Annotated in this window: 17 protein-coding genes; 10 read left to right on the top strand and 7 right to left on the bottom strand. The window is 68.3% G+C overall.

The window, feature by feature from the left end:
- Nucleotides 1–16: 16 nt before the first annotated feature.
- Nucleotides 17–613: a TetR/AcrR family transcriptional regulator gene (locus MELE44368_RS24090; protein WP_206613848.1), complete on the bottom strand. Its 597-nt coding sequence runs from the start codon at nucleotides 611–613 to the stop codon at nucleotides 17–19.
- A gap of 98 nt (nucleotides 614–711) precedes the next feature.
- On the opposite strand from MELE44368_RS24090, the gene MELE44368_RS24095 reads away from it, so the two are divergent.
- Together MELE44368_RS24095 and MELE44368_RS24100 are read left to right on the top strand one after the other, a co-directional pair.
- A complete protein-coding gene (locus MELE44368_RS24095) occupies nucleotides 712–1,572 on the top strand; it encodes an alpha/beta fold hydrolase (protein ID WP_128110791.1) in 861 nt (286 codons plus the stop codon).
- Nucleotides 1,573–1,905: 333 nt separating this feature from the next.
- A complete protein-coding gene (locus MELE44368_RS24100) occupies nucleotides 1,906–3,375 on the top strand; it encodes a hypothetical protein (RefSeq protein ID WP_128110792.1) in 1,470 nt (489 codons plus the stop codon).
- On the opposite strand, the gene MELE44368_RS24105 is transcribed toward MELE44368_RS24100, so the two are convergent.
- The gene (locus MELE44368_RS24105; protein ID WP_206613849.1) at nucleotides 3,372–4,328 is read right to left on the bottom strand and encodes a hypothetical protein; all 957 of its coding nucleotides are present in this window, start codon (nucleotides 4,326–4,328) and stop codon (nucleotides 3,372–3,374) included. The two genes, MELE44368_RS24100 and MELE44368_RS24105, sit on opposite strands and share 4 nt — an antisense overlap.
- A 28-nt stretch (nucleotides 4,329–4,356) precedes the next feature.
- Here MELE44368_RS24105 and MELE44368_RS24110 point away from each other — a divergent pair, with 28 nt between their 5' ends.
- Nucleotides 4,357–5,139, top strand: a complete 783-nt coding sequence (locus tag MELE44368_RS24110; protein WP_128110794.1) for an adenylate/guanylate cyclase domain-containing protein — start codon at nucleotides 4,357–4,359, stop codon at nucleotides 5,137–5,139.
- Here the strand turns inward: MELE44368_RS24110 and MELE44368_RS24115 are convergent.
- On the bottom strand, nucleotides 5,136–5,303 hold the full coding sequence (locus MELE44368_RS24115; protein ID WP_128110795.1) for a hypothetical protein: 168 nt from the start codon (nucleotides 5,301–5,303) through the stop codon (nucleotides 5,136–5,138). The two genes, MELE44368_RS24110 and MELE44368_RS24115, sit on opposite strands and share 4 nt — an antisense overlap.
- Before the next feature lie 26 nt (nucleotides 5,304–5,329).
- Between MELE44368_RS24115 and MELE44368_RS24120 the strand changes: the two genes are divergently transcribed.
- Nucleotides 5,330–6,019, top strand: a complete 690-nt coding sequence (locus MELE44368_RS24120) for a guanylate cyclase (protein WP_128110796.1) — start codon at nucleotides 5,330–5,332, stop codon at nucleotides 6,017–6,019.
- Between the two features lie 4 nt (nucleotides 6,020–6,023).
- On the opposite strand, the gene MELE44368_RS24125 is transcribed toward MELE44368_RS24120, so the two are convergent.
- Nucleotides 6,024–6,383, bottom strand: coding sequence for an Rv2640c family ArsR-like transcriptional regulator (locus tag MELE44368_RS24125; protein ID WP_128110797.1), 360 nt, complete (start codon nucleotides 6,381–6,383; stop codon nucleotides 6,024–6,026).
- A 101-nt stretch (nucleotides 6,384–6,484) separates the two neighbouring features.
- Between MELE44368_RS24125 and MELE44368_RS24130 the strand changes: the two genes are divergently transcribed.
- A complete protein-coding gene (locus MELE44368_RS24130) occupies nucleotides 6,485–6,910 on the top strand; it encodes an ArsI/CadI family heavy metal resistance metalloenzyme (RefSeq protein WP_128110798.1) in 426 nt (141 codons plus the stop codon).
- Nucleotides 6,911–7,145: 235 nt separating this feature from the next.
- A complete protein-coding gene (locus tag MELE44368_RS24135) occupies nucleotides 7,146–7,931 on the top strand; it encodes a SigB/SigF/SigG family RNA polymerase sigma factor (RefSeq protein ID WP_128110799.1) in 786 nt (261 codons plus the stop codon).
- An 87-nt stretch (nucleotides 7,932–8,018) separates the two neighbouring features.
- On the opposite strand, the gene ychF is transcribed toward MELE44368_RS24135, so the two are convergent.
- Nucleotides 8,019–9,092, bottom strand: coding sequence for a redox-regulated ATPase YchF (ychF, locus tag MELE44368_RS24140; protein ID WP_128110800.1), 1,074 nt, complete (start codon nucleotides 9,090–9,092; stop codon nucleotides 8,019–8,021).
- 131 nt (nucleotides 9,093–9,223) lie between these two features.
- Here ychF and MELE44368_RS24145 point away from each other — a divergent pair, with 131 nt between their 5' ends.
- Nucleotides 9,224–10,261, top strand: a complete 1,038-nt coding sequence (locus MELE44368_RS24145) for a DUF6542 domain-containing protein (protein WP_306439170.1) — start codon at nucleotides 9,224–9,226, stop codon at nucleotides 10,259–10,261.
- Here the strand turns inward: MELE44368_RS24145 and MELE44368_RS24150 are convergent.
- A complete protein-coding gene (locus tag MELE44368_RS24150; protein ID WP_409366155.1) occupies nucleotides 10,258–12,048 on the bottom strand; it encodes a penicillin-binding transpeptidase domain-containing protein in 1,791 nt (596 codons plus the stop codon). The two genes, MELE44368_RS24145 and MELE44368_RS24150, sit on opposite strands and share 4 nt — an antisense overlap.
- A gap of 30 nt (nucleotides 12,049–12,078) precedes the next feature.
- Nucleotides 12,079–13,092, bottom strand: a complete 1,014-nt coding sequence (locus tag MELE44368_RS24155; RefSeq protein ID WP_164890214.1) for a 4-hydroxy-3-methylbut-2-enyl diphosphate reductase — start codon at nucleotides 13,090–13,092, stop codon at nucleotides 12,079–12,081.
- Nucleotides 13,093–13,158: 66 nt separating this feature from the next.
- On the opposite strand from MELE44368_RS24155, the gene MELE44368_RS24160 reads away from it, so the two are divergent.
- Genes MELE44368_RS24160 through MELE44368_RS24170 form a run of 3 tightly spaced genes read left to right on the top strand, consistent with a single transcriptional unit; the run spans nucleotide 13,159 to nucleotide 15,174 of the window.
- Nucleotides 13,159–13,719: a lipid droplet-associated protein gene (locus MELE44368_RS24160; RefSeq protein WP_128110802.1), complete on the top strand. Its 561-nt coding sequence runs from the start codon at nucleotides 13,159–13,161 to the stop codon at nucleotides 13,717–13,719.
- Between the two features lie 4 nt (nucleotides 13,720–13,723).
- Nucleotides 13,724–14,965 (top strand): exodeoxyribonuclease VII large subunit, encoded by a 1,242-nt coding sequence (xseA, locus tag MELE44368_RS24165; RefSeq protein ID WP_128110803.1) that lies wholly within the window; start codon nucleotides 13,724–13,726, stop codon nucleotides 14,963–14,965.
- The gene (locus MELE44368_RS24170) at nucleotides 14,962–15,174 is read left to right on the top strand and encodes an exodeoxyribonuclease VII small subunit (RefSeq protein ID WP_128110804.1); all 213 of its coding nucleotides are present in this window, start codon (nucleotides 14,962–14,964) and stop codon (nucleotides 15,172–15,174) included. Before xseA ends, MELE44368_RS24170 begins: the two co-directional genes overlap by 4 nt.
- Nucleotides 15,175–15,206: the final 32 nt, after the last annotated feature.

The raw sequence follows: 15,206 nt of genomic DNA on the forward strand, positions 1-15,206 counted from the left end.
CGCAGGACTCATCGGGCTAACGCGCGGCGCCCAGCGCACGCAGCGCGAAGTCGAGTACGCGGGCCTTCGACCGGTTGACCTGTTCGGGGTCCCGAAAGGACTGGTTCGCCATCACCCTGCTCACGATCGCGTTGATCGAGACCGCGTCGTCTTCGGGAACCGCCAGCGGAAACGTGCCGTCGTCGCGCCCCCGACGCAGGATCGCCACCAGTGAGCGCTCCCGGTCGGCGTGCGCCTTCTCGCGGATCTCGCGGTACCCGCGCGTGGCGCGGACTTCGTGGCAGTCGATGACCGCGAAGTGCGTGCGCAGTTGTTCGTCGGTGATCAACGCGAACATCCCGTCGATCCACGCCGCGAGCTGCGCCACCGGCCCGCCATCCGTTTCCGCCGAAATGCGGTCGAGCCGCTCGGCCAGCACATCGGTTTCCCGGCGCAGCATCGCCAGGAACAGTTCGTCTTTGGACTGAAAGTGGCGGTAGAACGCCCGCGTCGACATTCCGGCGCGGGCCAGGATCGCGGCCACCGGGACCGCGCCGCTGTGCGGCTCGGACAGGCAACGGTAGGCCGCCTCGATGATGCAGCCGCGCTTGTCGTCACCGGTCTCGGGCTGCACACGGCGGATTCTAGGGAGCCGCCCGCTTCACAGGCCGCAGATCGGTGCAAATCCGCCCTGGGTAACGTGATCGCTCGGAGCCGGCCGAGAGGATGTCCGTGAGCACTACCCGCAGTGAGCCACGCACTGTGCAGTTTCGTGGCAGCGATGGCATCACTTTGGTCGCCGACGAATGGAACCACGGGGCCTCCCCGGCCGACCGGCCCACGGTGCTGCTGCTGCACGGCGGTGGCCAGAACCGCTTCTCGTGGAAGAACACCGGCCAGATTCTGGCCGATCACGGTCTGCATGTGGTGGCGCTGGACAGCCGCGGGCACGGCGACAGCGACCGGGCGCCTGACGCCAACTACACGGTGGACGCGCTGTGCGCCGACACACTGAACGTGCTGGACCAGATCGGCCGGCCGGTGGCGCTGATCGGGGCGAGCATGGGCGGGATGACCGGAATGCTGGTCGCCGACGCCGCCGGCCCGCAGAAGGTGACCAAACTTGTGCTGGTCGACGTCGTCCCCCACTACGAGAAGGACGGCAGCGCCCGCATTCGCGACTTCATGGCCAGCGGCATGGACGGCTTCGCCACGCTGGACGAAGCAGCCGACGCCGTCGCGGCGTATCTGCCCTACCGGACCAGGCCGCGCAACCCGGAGGGGTTGAAGAAGAATCTGCGGTTCCGCGACGGGCGTTGGTACTGGCACTGGGATCCGGCCTTCTTGACGGCGCCGATGGATGACCCGTTCGTGCGGGTGGAGAAGCTCGACCGGGCCGTGATGAACCTGACCATCCCGATCCTGCTCATCCGCGGCAAGCTGTCCGACGTGGTCAGCCCCGAGGGCGTCACCGACTTTCTGGCCAAGGTCCCGCGCGCGGAGTTCGTGGAACTCTCCGATGCCGGCCACACCGCGGCGGGCGACGACAACGACGCGTTCTCCGATGTCGTCGTGCAGTTCGTCTGCCGGTGACCGCAAACCGCCGTCCAGACCGCCGACCGTTACTTTTTCCCGTTTGCTGCTGCTCGCGGCGTCGCCGTTGAGCGTTGTTCGGCACCGCTGGCACGGAGGCGCTCGGCATCAGCGCCGCACGCGCAGCTTCGCAAAGTGGATAGCGTGTCGGCCAGCCGGTGAATACCACGACTTACAGTGCGAATATTATGTCAGGCTCCAAGCAAGCTACTTGCGACAACGCAACTGCCGCCTGTCGAGAAGCTTAGATCGTGCGAAAAACACCCCCGGTTCTTCAGCCGTTATCGACGAGAGTGTAAGTTGCTAGGCAAGCAGCCGTGGGGAGGATCTGAGATGAAGAGCAGCGCCAAGTCGTACCTGACGACGGGCGTCGCAATTGTCGGGGCCGGTGTCATCACCGCGGGCTCGATTGCACCGCCCCCGGAGCCCGTCTCCGACGCCAGCCACACCCACGAGGTGAGCCTGATGGCTCACGTCGAAGCCGCACAGGCCCGCCAGGCGCTCGCGGCAGACCTGGCTCTGCTGGACGGATTCGACCCGGCCGCCGCACTGCGGGCGTTCATCGAGGGCACGATCGAGGCGTTCGAACGCCCGGGACCCGTGCCGTACACGCCGACGACCGGGCCGATCGACGGGCTGTCGAGAATCGGCCAGGGCTTCGCGGCATCCGGGCTGCGGCTCGGTGCCACCGTTCTCACCCCGCTGCGCTTCCTGGAGCTTCTGCCCGCCTTCATCGAAGGCAACGGCCTCGAGGCTCTGGCTGCTCTGGTGGAGAACATCGTCGACGGTCCCCTGTGGGTGGTCGACCCCGCCCTCTACGGGCTACGGGACGCCCTGCCCTTCCCGCTCGGCGGCACCGGCGGGGTGATCGAGACCCTCCGCAACGAGCTCCTGTGGGCGATCACCCAAGAGATCAGCGCCGGGCTGACGGAGCCCATCGACATGTTCCAAGACTTCATCGAGGCGACGATCCTGGCCTACCAGCAGCCGGGGCCGGTGCCCTTCACGCCGGTGACCGGGCCGATCGGCCCGTCGACGCGAGTCCTCGCGGGCGCGATCGCCAGCGGACTGCGGCTCATCGAAGCCGCCGTCCGCACGCCGTTGGGCGTGGTCGCGCTGCTGCCCGCGATCGCTGAAGGCGCTGGCCGCGAAGCGGTGGCTGACCTCATCGAGAACATCGTCGACGGCCCGCTGTGGGTGGCCGATCCCCTGGTGTACGCGCTGCGCGATGCGCTTCCCGCCCCTTACGGCGGTGACGGCGCGTTGGTCGAATCCATCCGCAACGGGGTGTGGGCGGCCACCGAGCAAATCAATGCGGCGATTCGTTCCGCTCTCGGAGTATCTGAGGCGCCGGCATCTCAGTCCGCCGACGACACCGCTGTTGCCGCGGCCGGTACGTTCTCCGGGCCTGCGGCCAACTCGACGCTGAATTCGCGTGCGCGCGTGGTGAATCTGCCGTCGGACAGCGAGCCGCGCGTGTCATCGGCGCTTGACGAGGATGACTCGTCTCCGAAGCAGGGACCGGCGGAGGACGACGCGCAGGACGCCGATGAGGAGAAGCCGGCAAGAAATCTGGTGAGGAATTCGCCGAACTTCTCCACGTCCGTCGAACAGAACGACGACGCGGAGGCCGGGGGCGACACCGCGACCGTGGAGGAGGCCACGGCGCCGTCTGACGATGCGGATTCCGACGCCGATGCCGACCCGGATGCCGGCGACGCCACCGCCGACACCACCGCAGGCGGTGCCGGGCAGGACGGATCCGACTCAACGGGCGGCGACAAGGCCAGCGCGCGAAACTAGGCCAGCAACGGAACGCCTTCGTGCGGGGCGTCGGTGAGGATCTCGAACATCGCGCGACGCCGGGCGACCAACTCCGCACGCTCAAAGGCCTTGCCCGCCACCTGCATTCGGCATGTCGCCAGGGCGGAGTTGTAGCAGTACTTCGACCGGCCGTCGGTGTCGGTGTAGGTCAGCCCGATGACGTCGGACGGCTCGGCGACGAGTTCGCCCTCGATCATCCGCTCGCCGACCCTGCCGCCGAACGTCCACGTGAACGGCCGATACCGCCCGTGGGTGGACAGGCTGCCCAGGACCGAACGCACCGCGAACTCCTCTCCGGCATGGCGGAACACGAACAGTGTCGCGGCGGGCGTCAGCAGCGGACCGAGGGCCGCGCGTGCCGTGACCATCTCCAGCGTCGAGTCGGGCGCGTTGTCGAACCCGCAGACCTGCCCGTAGGCGTATGCCGGGGTGTGCCTGGTGCCCCAGTTGTGGTTGACGCTACCGGTCCAGCCGTCCAACACGATGCGGATGTCGTCGAGTTCGAGTTGGCCGTCGAACTGCGCCAGTGGATCTCGCACCGTCGTCTTGGCCGTCGGGAACCGCGCCTCATAGGCCCGCTCGGTGAGCAGCCTGACCGGGTCCGCGGAGCTGGGCGTGATCCGCAGATCCCAACGCGCCGAACGGCCTCCGCCGGTGACCACGCCGTGCGCCGACCGGTCGTCGAGGGCGGTCGAAGCGATGCGCGCCGACCACGGTTCGTCGGCGTAGGCGGTCATCTCGACCGGGTAGGGCTCTTTGAGGGCATGGTTGCCGGCGCCGTCGGGGTCGAACACCATCACCCACACATCGGCGACCGGCTCGGCCGCGGTGGGAAACAGCAGCGTTTCGCGCAGCCACACGGCCTGCGCCAGGTCAGGGTGGTTGGCGCGGATGTAGCGACTCTCGTAATACGGGGCCTTCGCTGACGTCACGGGTCCAGCATCCAATACTTAGTCGGTGATGACAGCCCAGATCGTCGCCTACGTGCTCGCCGTGGTCGCCGCGGCGGAGGCTGTCGCCCTCGTCGTGCTGTGGCGCCGAACCCAGCGCCAGCAGCGCGAACTGGACGACGCGCGCCGTCGCGTCGACACCAAGAACATGCTGCTGACGGGCGGGCGCGAGGCGGTCAAGCAAGTGTGGCAGACCGCCAACATCCTGCGCAAAGACGGCTTGGGCGCCGCGGTGCGGTCGTCCATCGAGGATCTCGCCGACTGGGCCGAGGTCGAGCGCCCGGACCTGGCCCGGCTCGCCGCCAGCGGCGTGGTCGTCATCCTGTTCACCGACATCGAGGAGTCCACCGCGCTCAACGAGCGCATCGGCGACCGGGCGTGGGTCCGGCTCCTCGGGCGCCACGACAAGATGGTGCGCCGACACGTACACAGACACTCGGGGCACGTCGTCAAGAGCCAGGGCGACGGCTTCATGGTGGCCTTCGCATACCCCGAGCAGGCAGTGCGATGCGGCATCGACATACAACGTTCACTTCGCCGTCAGCCCAACAGAATTCGCGTTCGCATCGGCATCCACATGGGCAAGTCGGTGCGCCGCGGCGACGACCTGTTCGGACGCAACGTCGCCATGGCGGCTCGGGTGGCCGGCGAGGCGGGCGGCGGTCAGATCCTGGTGAGCAAGGCGGTGCGCGACGCCCTCGCCGACACCACCGATATCGACTTCGACGACGGCAGCGACGCCGAGCTCAAGGGATTCAGCGGCGCGCACCGGTTGTACGCCGTCGGGTCCTAGTCGTCTTGCGGTTCGCCGCTTTCCGCCACCCGTTGGTGCAACCGGGCGCGGATGTCCTCGGGCGTATAGGACTCCCGCCGGCGCTGATCACGGGCGACCAGTATGCCACCGGCCACCACACCGGCGACACTGGCCAAGCCGACCCACTTCCATATGCGGCGCATGGCATGAGTCTGCCTAAGCTGCCAGGATGAGGCCAACCGAGGTGTCGCTGCAGCAGGCGCTCGACGAGACCCGAACCGGGGATCTGTGGCTGTTTCGCGGGCGTTCGGGACCTGACCGTGCGATCCAGTCGTTGACCAACAGCCCGGTCAACCACGTGGGCATGACGATCGCGATCGAGGACCTGCCGCCGTTGATCTGGCATGCCGAACTCGGCGACAAGCTGACCGACATGTGGACCGGTGACAAGCACCGTGGCGTGCAACTCAACGATGCGCGTGAGGTGGTCGAGCGCTGGGTGCACCACTATCACCAGCGCTGCTGGTTGCGCCAGCTGATACCGCATGCCACCCGCGAGCAGGAGGACCGCGCGTTGAAGGTGGTGGCGCGAATGGACGGCACCCCGTTTCCCAGCACCATGCGATTGACCGGCCGGTGGTTTCGCGGCCGGTTGGCGGTGTCGGACCTGGCGCGTCCCATCCCGTTCCTGCACAAGCGGGTCAGCGAGGCCAGTCGACGCAGGAAGGCCGAAAAGCTCAAGGTCGGGCTGGAAACCGCGTACTGCGCTGAGACGGTCGCCATCACCTACGAGGAGATGGGGCTGCTGTCGACCGAGAAGCACTACAACTGGTTCGACCCGGGGTCGTTTTGGAGTGGCGACTCGCTGCCGTTGGCGCCGGGCTACCGGCTCAGCGACGAAATCGCCGTGGTGCCATAGGCTCTCAGGTACAGCAGTTCGGGTCCAGCACCACGCACAACGCCGCCAGCGCGTCACGGTGGGCCCGGTGATAGACGTTCATGCCGCGCCGCTCGGACACCACCAGGCCGGCCTTGCGGAGCTGAGCGACGTGGTGGCTGACGGTGGACTCGGTGAGGCCCAGAGCGGTGGCGAGGTCGCCGCTGTTCTGTTCGCTGTCGGCGGCCCCGAACAGCAGGGAGATGATCTTGACCCGCGCGGGGTCCGCCAACGCCTTCAACCGCAGTGCCACCTCGAGCGCGGCGTCATCCGTCATCGGGCCGGCCCCGATGGGGGCGCAGCATACGGGCGTGGACATGTCGACGGTGGGCAGTGCTTTCGGCATGCCCCCATCGTAGCGAAAGGTTCTTGACATATATCGAAATAGAGGCGCAAGCTGTCTCCGCCAACTATTTCGATATATGTCACACACCCTGGAAACTCACCGTGTCCCGCATCCAACTGGCCCTCAACGTCGACGACCTCGACCAGGCGATCGCCTTCTACTCGAAGCTGTTCAACACCGGGCCGAACAAGGTCAAGGACGGCTACGCGAACTTCGCCGTCGCCGATCCGCCGCTCAAACTGGTCCTGCTGCAGAATCCCGGCCAGGGCGGCACGCTCAACCACCTCGGGGTGGAGGTGCCGACCAGCGAGCAGGTCCACGCGGAGATCGCGCGCCTGTCCAGCGCAGGGTTGGCCACCTCGGAGGAACTCAACACGACGTGCTGTTTCGCCACCCAGGACAAGGCCTGGGTGACCGGCCCGGGCGGGGAGAAATGGGAGGTCTACACGGTGCTCGCTGATTCCGACACGTTCAGTGGGAGCTCGTCGCAGCCCTGCTGCGGCGCCGAGCAGCCGGCGCAAGCATAGGGAAACACCCGATTCCTCTGCCGCCACAAGGCCCTACCTTTGTGCAGGGGTGGTTTCACACCACGACGACCACCCTCGGCCGCCACCGCTTGACCTCCGGTGGCGGCCATTTTGCATGCGATGGCGCCGTGGCCGAAATTCGCGATGTTTCAACCATGATCATTGCGGGGTACACCGCCGTCATCAGGTTCAGACTCGAGCCGCCGAATTCTTTTGATGGATGGGGATTGCCGCGATGGCTGCGTTGTCTGGCGACTACAAAGATGTGACCGAAATGTTCCGGCGGCTCAAGACGCTCCCCGAGGGGTCTTCCCAGCACCGGCGTCAGCGCGAGGCGATCATCGAGCGGTGTTTGCCGTTGGCCGATCACATCGCCTTCCGCTACCGCGACCGCGGCGAGCCGCTCGACGATCTCATACAGGTGGCGCGCGTGGGTCTGCTGAACGCGGTGAACCGCTACGACGTCGACACCGGCGCGGAGTTCCTGTCGTTCGCCGTGCCGACGCTGATGGGCGAGGTGCGCCGCCACTTCCGGGACCACGGCTGGGCGGTCAAGGTGCCGCGCCGGTGCAAAGACATCCAGGCGCAGCTGGTGCGGGCCCGCTCGGAGTTGTCGCAGCTCTTGGGTCGCGCGCCGAACGCCTCGGAGATCGCCGAGCATCTGGACGTGCCGCGCGAGCTGGTGGTCGATGCGACGATCGCGAGCAGCAACTACTCCACGCTGTCCACCGACGTGCAGGCCGGCCCCAACGACGACTCGCGGGCGGTGATGGACACCCTCGGCGATGACGACCCGGGGATGGACAAGGTGCTGGACCTCGAAACGGTGCGGCCGTTGATCGCCGCGCTTCCGGAACGCCAGCGCACGCTGCTCACGCTGCGTTTCTTCGAGGACATGACGCAGACCCAGATCGCGGAACGCATGGGCATCTCGCAGATGCACGTCTCGCGGCTGCTCTCCAAGTCGCTCGACACGCTGCGGCGTCAGGTCCGCGAGCCCGCGCTGGCCGCGGCCGGCTAGCCCGTCTGTTTTCGCGAAACGTCCGGGAGGGTCGTGGCAGGCGCGCGATCCACAGCCCTCCCCCACGTCTCGCGAAAGCCAACTGCGCTACACGTTGAAGCGGAACTCGACGACGTCACCGTCTTGCATGACGTAGTCCTTGCCCTCCATCCGCACCTTGCCCGCGGCCTTGGCGGCGGCCATCGAACCGGCTTCGACGAGGTCGTCGAACGACACGACCTCGGCCTTGATGAAGCCCTTCTCGAAGTCGCTGTGGATCACACCCGCCGCCTTCGGCGCGGTGTCGCCTTGGCGGATCGTCCACGCCCGCGCCTCCTTCGGCCCGGCGGTCAGGAAGGTCTGCAGCTTCAACGTGTGAAACCCCGCACGCGCCAACGCATCCAGCCCGCGTTCGGTCTGGCCGATCGACTCGAGCAGTTCGGCGGCCGACTCGTCGTCGAGCTCCTGCAGCTCGGCCTCGATCTTGGCGTCGAGGAACACCGCGTCGGCGGGGGCGACGAGCTCGCGCAGCTCGGCCTTGCGCGCCTCGTCGGTGAGCACCGTCTCGTCGGCGTTGAACACATACAGGAACGGTTTCGTGGTCAGCAGGTTCAGCTCACGCAGCACCGTCGCGTCGAAGCCCGCCCCGAACAGCGTCTTGCCACTGTTGAGAATCTCCTGGGCGGCCACCGCGGCCTCGTAGATCGGCCGGCGGTCCTTGTGGGTTCTCGCCTCTTTCTCCAGCCGCGGCAGCGCCTTCTCCAGCGTCTGCAGGTCGGCCAGGATCAGCTCGGTCTCGATCACCTCGATGTCGGACTTCGGGTCGATGCGGCCGTCGACATGGGCCACGTCCTCGTCGGCGAAAACCCGCACCACCTGACAGATCGCGTCGCATTCGCGGATGTTGGCCAGGAACTTGTTGCCGAGCCCCGCGCCCTCAGACGCGCCCTTGACGATCCCGGCGATGTCGACGAACGTCACCGTCGCCGGGACGATCTTCTCCGAGCCGAAGATCCTCGCCAGTTCGTCCAGCCGCGGGTCGGGCAGCGGAACGACACCCTCGTTCGGTTCGATCGTGGCGAACGGATAGTTGGCTGCCAGCACGTTGTTGCGCGTCAGCGCGTTGAACAGCGTCGATTTACCGACGTTCGGCAGTCCGACGATTCCAAGATTCAAGCCCACAGGGTCCAGAGTCTAGAGAGTGTGACGGGCACGCCAGCACCGCGCTGACCGCCTCCCTCAGCATGAGCCGGTACGGTCTACCTGTGTCAGCACAGCGCGCACGGTCGGCAGTGACCGCCGACCATCGTTCCGTGCATCCCAACATTCCGGGTGTTCCGTGGTGGGGTGCCACGCTGATCGCGATCACGGCGACCACGCTCGGCTTCGCGTTCGACGCGGGTTCGGGCAGCAAAGAACTGAGCTCGGTGTTCGCGGGCGCGTACGTCCTCGGATGCCTGGCAGCGGTACTCGCGGTGCGTCAGGCCGGCCTGTTCACCGCCGTCATCCAGCCACCGCTGATCCTGTTCGGCGCCGTGCCCACGGCGTACTTCCTCTTTCACAACGCCCAGATCAGCGGCCTCAAAGACATCCTGATCAACTGCGGCTATCCGCTCATCGAACGCTTCCCGCTGATGTTCTTCACGTCAGCGGCGGTGCTGCTCATCGGCGCAGGTCGCTGGTACTACGGCATGGTGACGCGCACGTCGGCGCCGCGGAACGACACCAACGAGACCGCAGGCCCCAGCCTGGTGTCGACGCTGACCGCGAAGCTGTCCGCGCTACTTGCCCGCCCGCACACCGACGACGAAGCCGTCGGCGAGGCCCCCGCCCCGCCACGCAAGCGCAGCCCCGCCCAGCGGCCGGCACGCCAACAGCGCGCCGCAGACCGGCCCCGCCGACCCGCCGCCAGGACACCGGCGGGCACCTCCCGAGGCGGGAAACCGACGAGAAGTGCGACGCCGTCGCGGTCGCGCCATGTCCGGCCGCCGGAGGCCGAATCCTTCGATCCGCTCGACGAGCGTCCGCGTCGTAGCAGGGCCCGGCAGGAGCCGCCGGCCGAACCCCGGCGCCGCCCCCGCAAGGCGGCCAATCCGCGCCAGCCCGGTCCCCCAGCCGTCGAGCGGCGCTCGGCCCACGAGCGCCCCGAACGTCGCCGCCGCTACGGGGACGTCCAAGATTTCCCGGACTTCCCGCCGCGTGAACCACACGGCCGGAACGGAAGCGGCACGCATCACCCGATTTCGCGCGTGCGCTACCGCGGGGCCGAGGACTACGACGACCGCGCCAGCTACCGCACCCGGCGCCCGGCCCATGGCCGAGAGCCCGAAAGCTGGGAGTACGACATCTAAGGCAGCGCGCGCAGGAAGCGGCCCGCGGCCTCCACGGCCGGGCCGGAGCTGCCGGCGTCGCTGACTAACACCGCGAACGCCACATCGCCGCTGATCCCGACGAACCAGCCGTGCGCATGCGTGTCGTCGATGTACTCGGCGGTCCCGGTCTTGCCCAACAGACCCGGAATGTCCTGCAGCGCAGTCGCAGTCCCGTCGGTGACGGTCTCGCGCATCATCGCTTTGACCTGTTCGGCGACCGTTGACGCCAACGGCTCGGGGGTTCGGTCAGGCGTTCCGGGCTGGCCGGCGACGATCGTCGGCGCCGGCACCGAGCCCCGCGCCAGCGAGGCGGCCAGCAGCGCCATCCCGAACGGTGACGCGGTGACCTGCCCCTGGCCGATGCCCTCCTCGACCCGCAGCGCCGCCGTGTCGGCGACGGGCACCGTGCCGGTGACGGTCGTCATGCCCGGCGCGGTGTAGTCGATGCCCAGGCCGAGCTGCTCTGCGGCCTTGGTCAACGCGTCCGGCGGCAGGTTCACCGCCAGCCGCCCCATGGTGGTGTTGCAGGACCGCGCGAACGCGGTGTGCAGGGGAACCTGCCCGAGGTCGAAGTTGTCGTCGTTGGGGATCTGGCGGCCCTCGATGTTCTCGGTGCCCGGACAGGCGACGACGGTGTCGGGTGTCACCTGGCCGGCCTGCAGCGCGGCCGAGACGGTGACCGTCTTGAAGGTCGAGCCTGGCGGGTAGAGCCCGGTCAGGGCGATGGGTCCCTGCGCGTCGGCGGCGGCGTTCTGTGCGACGGCCAGCAGATCGCCGGTCGACGGCTGGATGGCCACGATCGCCGCCGGGGTCCGCAGCGGCGCCAGCGTCTGCTCCCCCGCGCGCAGCATGCCGATGTCCAGGGTGCTGCCGATGTCGGCAACGGGTGCGGCGTCCTGCCCGCCGACCCGCCGCAGCCCGGCGCTGGTCCGGGCGTTCACCGCCCATCCGGATGCGGCGTCGGTGCGCTGCTGCCACAGCTCCGCGAGCCCGGTCAGCGCCGGTGAGGTCAGCGTCTTGTCGGTCGCCAACAGCCGGGTCTGCGGAGCCAACGTGACGTTCGGCAGGGCTGACAGTTGCGCCTCGATTGGCGCGAAGTCCTCCTGGCGCAACGTGATTGCGGTGATCGGAGCACCGTTGGCCTCGTCGAGATCCTGCTGCAGCGACTCGGCGGTGATGCCTGGCGCCAGCGGGTTGAGCAGTGCGGCCAGCGCGTTGAGATCGGCGCCCGGCGCCACATTCACCAGCGTGACAACGTGCTGGGTCAACAAGTCCGCGCCGGTGCGGTCGAGCACCCGCGCGGCGGGGTCGGGGGTCAGCGTGCTGTAGGAGAGCGGGCCGGCGTCGAGGCCGGGCGCGACGGTGGCAGGCGTCCAGTCGATCGTCCACTGGTCGCCGGAGGCGACCGCGGTGCCGTTGGTGGTGTAGGTCCACTGGGTCGCGCCGTCGCGGAACTTCCAGGTGGTGTCGAGGGTGAAGGTGGCCGGCTTGTCGTCTTCGTGCTGCACCGAACCGACCTCGACCTGCAGGTCCGTGCCCAGGCTGGCGAACAGTTCGGCCAGCGTGGCCGATGCCTGTGTCGGATCCGAGGTGAGCGCGCCTGCCGCCGACGCGTCGCCCTTCGACAACGCCTCAGCGAACTCGTGAACCGCAGCGGTCAGCCGGTCCTGCGCATCCGAGCATCCGGAGAGCACCAAGGCCACCGCCACCAGCCCGGCGAGCAGACGTGAAAACCCCTTCAAACAGCCGCAATTGGGGGTTTTCACGTCTGCTCGGCCAAGGGGAGCAAGGGGAAACTATGCGCGTGCCGGCCGGATCTCGCGAGGAAGGGCGAACACCAACGTCTCGTTGGCCGTCGTCACCGGCTGCACGGTGTCGTAGCCGTACTCGGCCAGCCGCTCCAGCACGCCGCGCACCAGGATCTCGGGCACCGACGCGCCGGAGGTGACACCCACGGTCGTCACCCCGTCAAGCCAGGCGGGGTCGATGTCGTCGGCGTAGTCGACCAGGTGGGCGGCGTCCGAACCGGCACCCAGGGCGACCTCGACCAGGCGCACGGAGTTCGACGAGTTGCGCGACCCGACCACGATGACCAGCTCGCACTCCGGGGCCATCGCCTTCACGGCGACCTGGCGGTTCTGGGTGGCGTAGCAGATGTCGTCGCTGGGCGGATCCTGAAGCTTGGGGAAGCGCTCACGCAGCCGGTGCACGGTCTCCATCGTCTCGTCGACCGAGAGCGTGGTCTGCGACAGCCAGATCACCTTGTTCTCGTCGCGCACGGTGACCTGGTCGACCGACTCGGGCCCGTCGACCAACTGCACGTGGTCGGGCGCCTCACCGGCGGTCCCGATGACCTCCTCGTGGCCCTCGTGGCCGATCAGCAGGATGTCGTAGTCGTCGCGGGCGAACCGCTTGGCCTCGTTGTGCACCTTGGTCACCAGCGGGCAGGTGGCGTCGATGACCTTGAGATCGCGCTCCTTGGCGCTCTGGTGCACGGTCGGGGCGACGCCGTGCGCGGAGAACACCACGATGGCGCCCTCGGGGACCTCGTCGGTCTCGTCGACGAACACCGCGCCGGCCTTGGCCAGCGTCTCGACGACGTGCCGGTTGTGCACGATCTCGTGACGCACGTAAACCGGTGCCCCGTGCTTTTCCAGCGCGCGTTCCACGGTCTCCACCGCCCGGTCCACCCCGGCGCAGTAACCACGTGGTTCCGCCAGCAACACCCGTTTGCCCATGACGCCACCGGCCCCCGAGCCCGCTGCCGTCTGGCTGACGCCCGGAATTCCCATGTCAATAGTCGGTGGCATGGCTTCCAGGGTACGCATCGGCGGCCTTCCCAGACCAGCGCAGCAGCCAGCCGTAGGCTGGGGGCCATGGCAACTGCACCGTATGGGGTCCGTCTGCTCGTTGGCGCAGCGGTCACCGCCATCGAGGAAACCCGCAAGCTTCCGCAGACCATCCTGATGTATCCGATGACGATCGCCAGTCAGGTCGCGCACCTCGTGATGAAGGTGCAGCAGGACGTGGCCGACCTGGTGATCAAGGGCGACGAGGCGCTCGAGGCGATGTTCCCTCCTAAGGAGGAGCAGCCGGAGTGGGCCACGTTCGACGAGGACCTCGAGGATGCGGACACGGTGGGCGGCGACGGCCAGCGCCGCACCGAGGGCCGTTTCGCGCTGTTCAGCGGCGGTGAGCCCGGGTCGCCCGCCGCCGAGCCCGGGGTCAACAACGCGTCGGTGACCGTGGACGAGGTGCCCGAGATCGTCACCGAGCTGGACTACGAATCGCTGACGCTGGCTCAGCTGCGCGCCCGGTTGGCGTCCCTTCGGGTGGCCGACCTGGAGGCCCTGCTGGCCTACGAGGAGGCCACCAAGGCGCGCGCACCGTTCCAGACGCTGCTGGCCAACAGGATCACCCGCGCCAGCGCCAAGTGAGCCCGTGACCGAGGCCGAGCCGGGCAGGTCGCCCGACAACCCCTGGCCGGTGCGCGCGGTGGCCACCCGGGTCGCCAAGTACATCGACCGATTGGGCACGGTGTGGGTCGAGGGGCAGATCGCCCAGCTCAACTTCCGGCCCACCGTGGTGTTCATCCTGCTGCGCGACCCGGCCGCCGACATGTCGCTGACGGTGGTCTGCCCGCGAGACCTGGTGGCCAACGCCCCAGTGGAACTCATCGAGGGCGTGCAGGTGGTGATGCACGGTAAGCCACAGTTCCACACCGGCCGGGGCAGCTTCTCGCTGCGGGTCAGCGACATCCGCGCGGTCGGCCTCGGCGAGTTGCTCGCACGCATCGAGCGTCTCCGCAAGCTGCTGGAGGCCGAAGGGCTTTTCGACCGGCGTCTCAAACGTCCGCTGCCGTTTCTGCCGAACACCGTCGGGTTGATCACCGGGCGTGCCTCGGCAGCCGAGCGCGACGTGCTTTCTGTGGCCCAGAGCCGTTGGCCCGCAGTGCGATTCGCGATCCGTAATACCGCGGTGCAGGGACCCAACACCGTTCCGCAGATCGTCGACGCGCTACGTGAACTCGACGCGGACGGCGAGGTCGACGTGATCGTGATCGCCCGCGGCGGCGGTGACATCGACGCGCTGCTGCCGTTCTACGACGAGACGCTGTGTCGGGAGATCGCCAAGTGCACCACGCCGGTGGTGAGCGCGATCGGCCACGAGCCCGACAACCCGCTGTGTGATCTGGTGGCCGACGTGCGGGCCGCCACGCCCACCGACGCGGCCAAGCGCATCGTTCCCGACGCCGCGGCCGAGCAGGCACGCATCGCCGACCTGTGCCGTCGCGGCGGACGGGCGCTGCGCAACTGGGTGCACCGCGAACAGCACACGCTGGACCAGTTGCGCAGCCGGCCGGTGCTGGCCCGGCCGCTGGCCGCGATCGACGCGCGCGCCGACGAGGTGCACCGCGCGCTGGCCGCTGCCCGACGCGACATCACCCGGCTGGTGGCCGCGGAGGCCGACCGCGTCGGGCACCTGTCGGCGCGCCTGTCCACGCTGGGGCCGGCGGCCACGCTGGCGCGGGGTTACGCCGTGGTGCAGACCATGCCCGACGCGCACGTGCTGCGCACGACGGCCGACGCGCCGGCGGGCACCCGGCTGCGGGTGCGCGTGGCTGACGGCGCGATCTCGGCGGTCAGCGACGGCCCAGAAGGACCCGAAGGGACGGATCGATGAAGCCCATTAGTGAACTGGGGTACGAAGAAGCTCGCGACGAACTGATCGCCGTGGTGCAGCAGCTCGAGCAGGGCGGGCTCGACCTGGATGCGTCGCTGAAGCTGTGGGAGCGCGGCGAAGGACTGGCTAAACGTTGCGAGGAACACTTAGCTGGTGCGCGCAAACGTGTCGAGGATGTGTTGGCCGCCAGGGATGCCGACGAAGGTTGAGTTTTCAAGCAATCCGCCCTTCGGGGGTCGAA

The organism is Mycolicibacterium elephantis DSM 44368, assembly GCF_004014805.1.
GTDB classification, from domain to species: domain Bacteria; phylum Actinomycetota; class Actinomycetes; order Mycobacteriales; family Mycobacteriaceae; genus Mycobacterium; species Mycobacterium elephantis.

Excerpts from the sequence above, each read along its gene's own strand:
- MELE44368_RS24125 (WP_128110797.1), bottom strand. The coding sequence starts at position 6,383 with ATGCCGAAAGCACTGCCCACCGTCGACATGTCCACGCCCGTATGCTGC.
- MELE44368_RS24170 (WP_128110804.1), top strand. The coding sequence starts at position 14,962 with ATGAAGCCCATTAGTGAACTGGGGTACGAAGAAGCTCGCGACGAACTG.
- MELE44368_RS24115 (WP_128110795.1), bottom strand. The coding sequence starts at position 5,303 with ATGCGCCGCATATGGAAGTGGGTCGGCTTGGCCAGTGTCGCCGGTGTG.
- MELE44368_RS24120 (WP_128110796.1), top strand. The coding sequence starts at position 5,330 with ATGAGGCCAACCGAGGTGTCGCTGCAGCAGGCGCTCGACGAGACCCGA.
- MELE44368_RS24160 (WP_128110802.1), top strand. The coding sequence starts at position 13,159 with ATGGCAACTGCACCGTATGGGGTCCGTCTGCTCGTTGGCGCAGCGGTC.
- MELE44368_RS24155 (WP_164890214.1), bottom strand. The coding sequence starts at position 13,092 with ATGCCACCGACTATTGACATGGGAATTCCGGGCGTCAGCCAGACGGCA.
- MELE44368_RS24110 (WP_128110794.1), top strand. The coding sequence starts at position 4,357 with ATGACAGCCCAGATCGTCGCCTACGTGCTCGCCGTGGTCGCCGCGGCG.
- MELE44368_RS24100 (WP_128110792.1), top strand. The coding sequence starts at position 1,906 with ATGAAGAGCAGCGCCAAGTCGTACCTGACGACGGGCGTCGCAATTGTC.
- MELE44368_RS24135 (WP_128110799.1), top strand. The coding sequence starts at position 7,146 with ATGGCTGCGTTGTCTGGCGACTACAAAGATGTGACCGAAATGTTCCGG.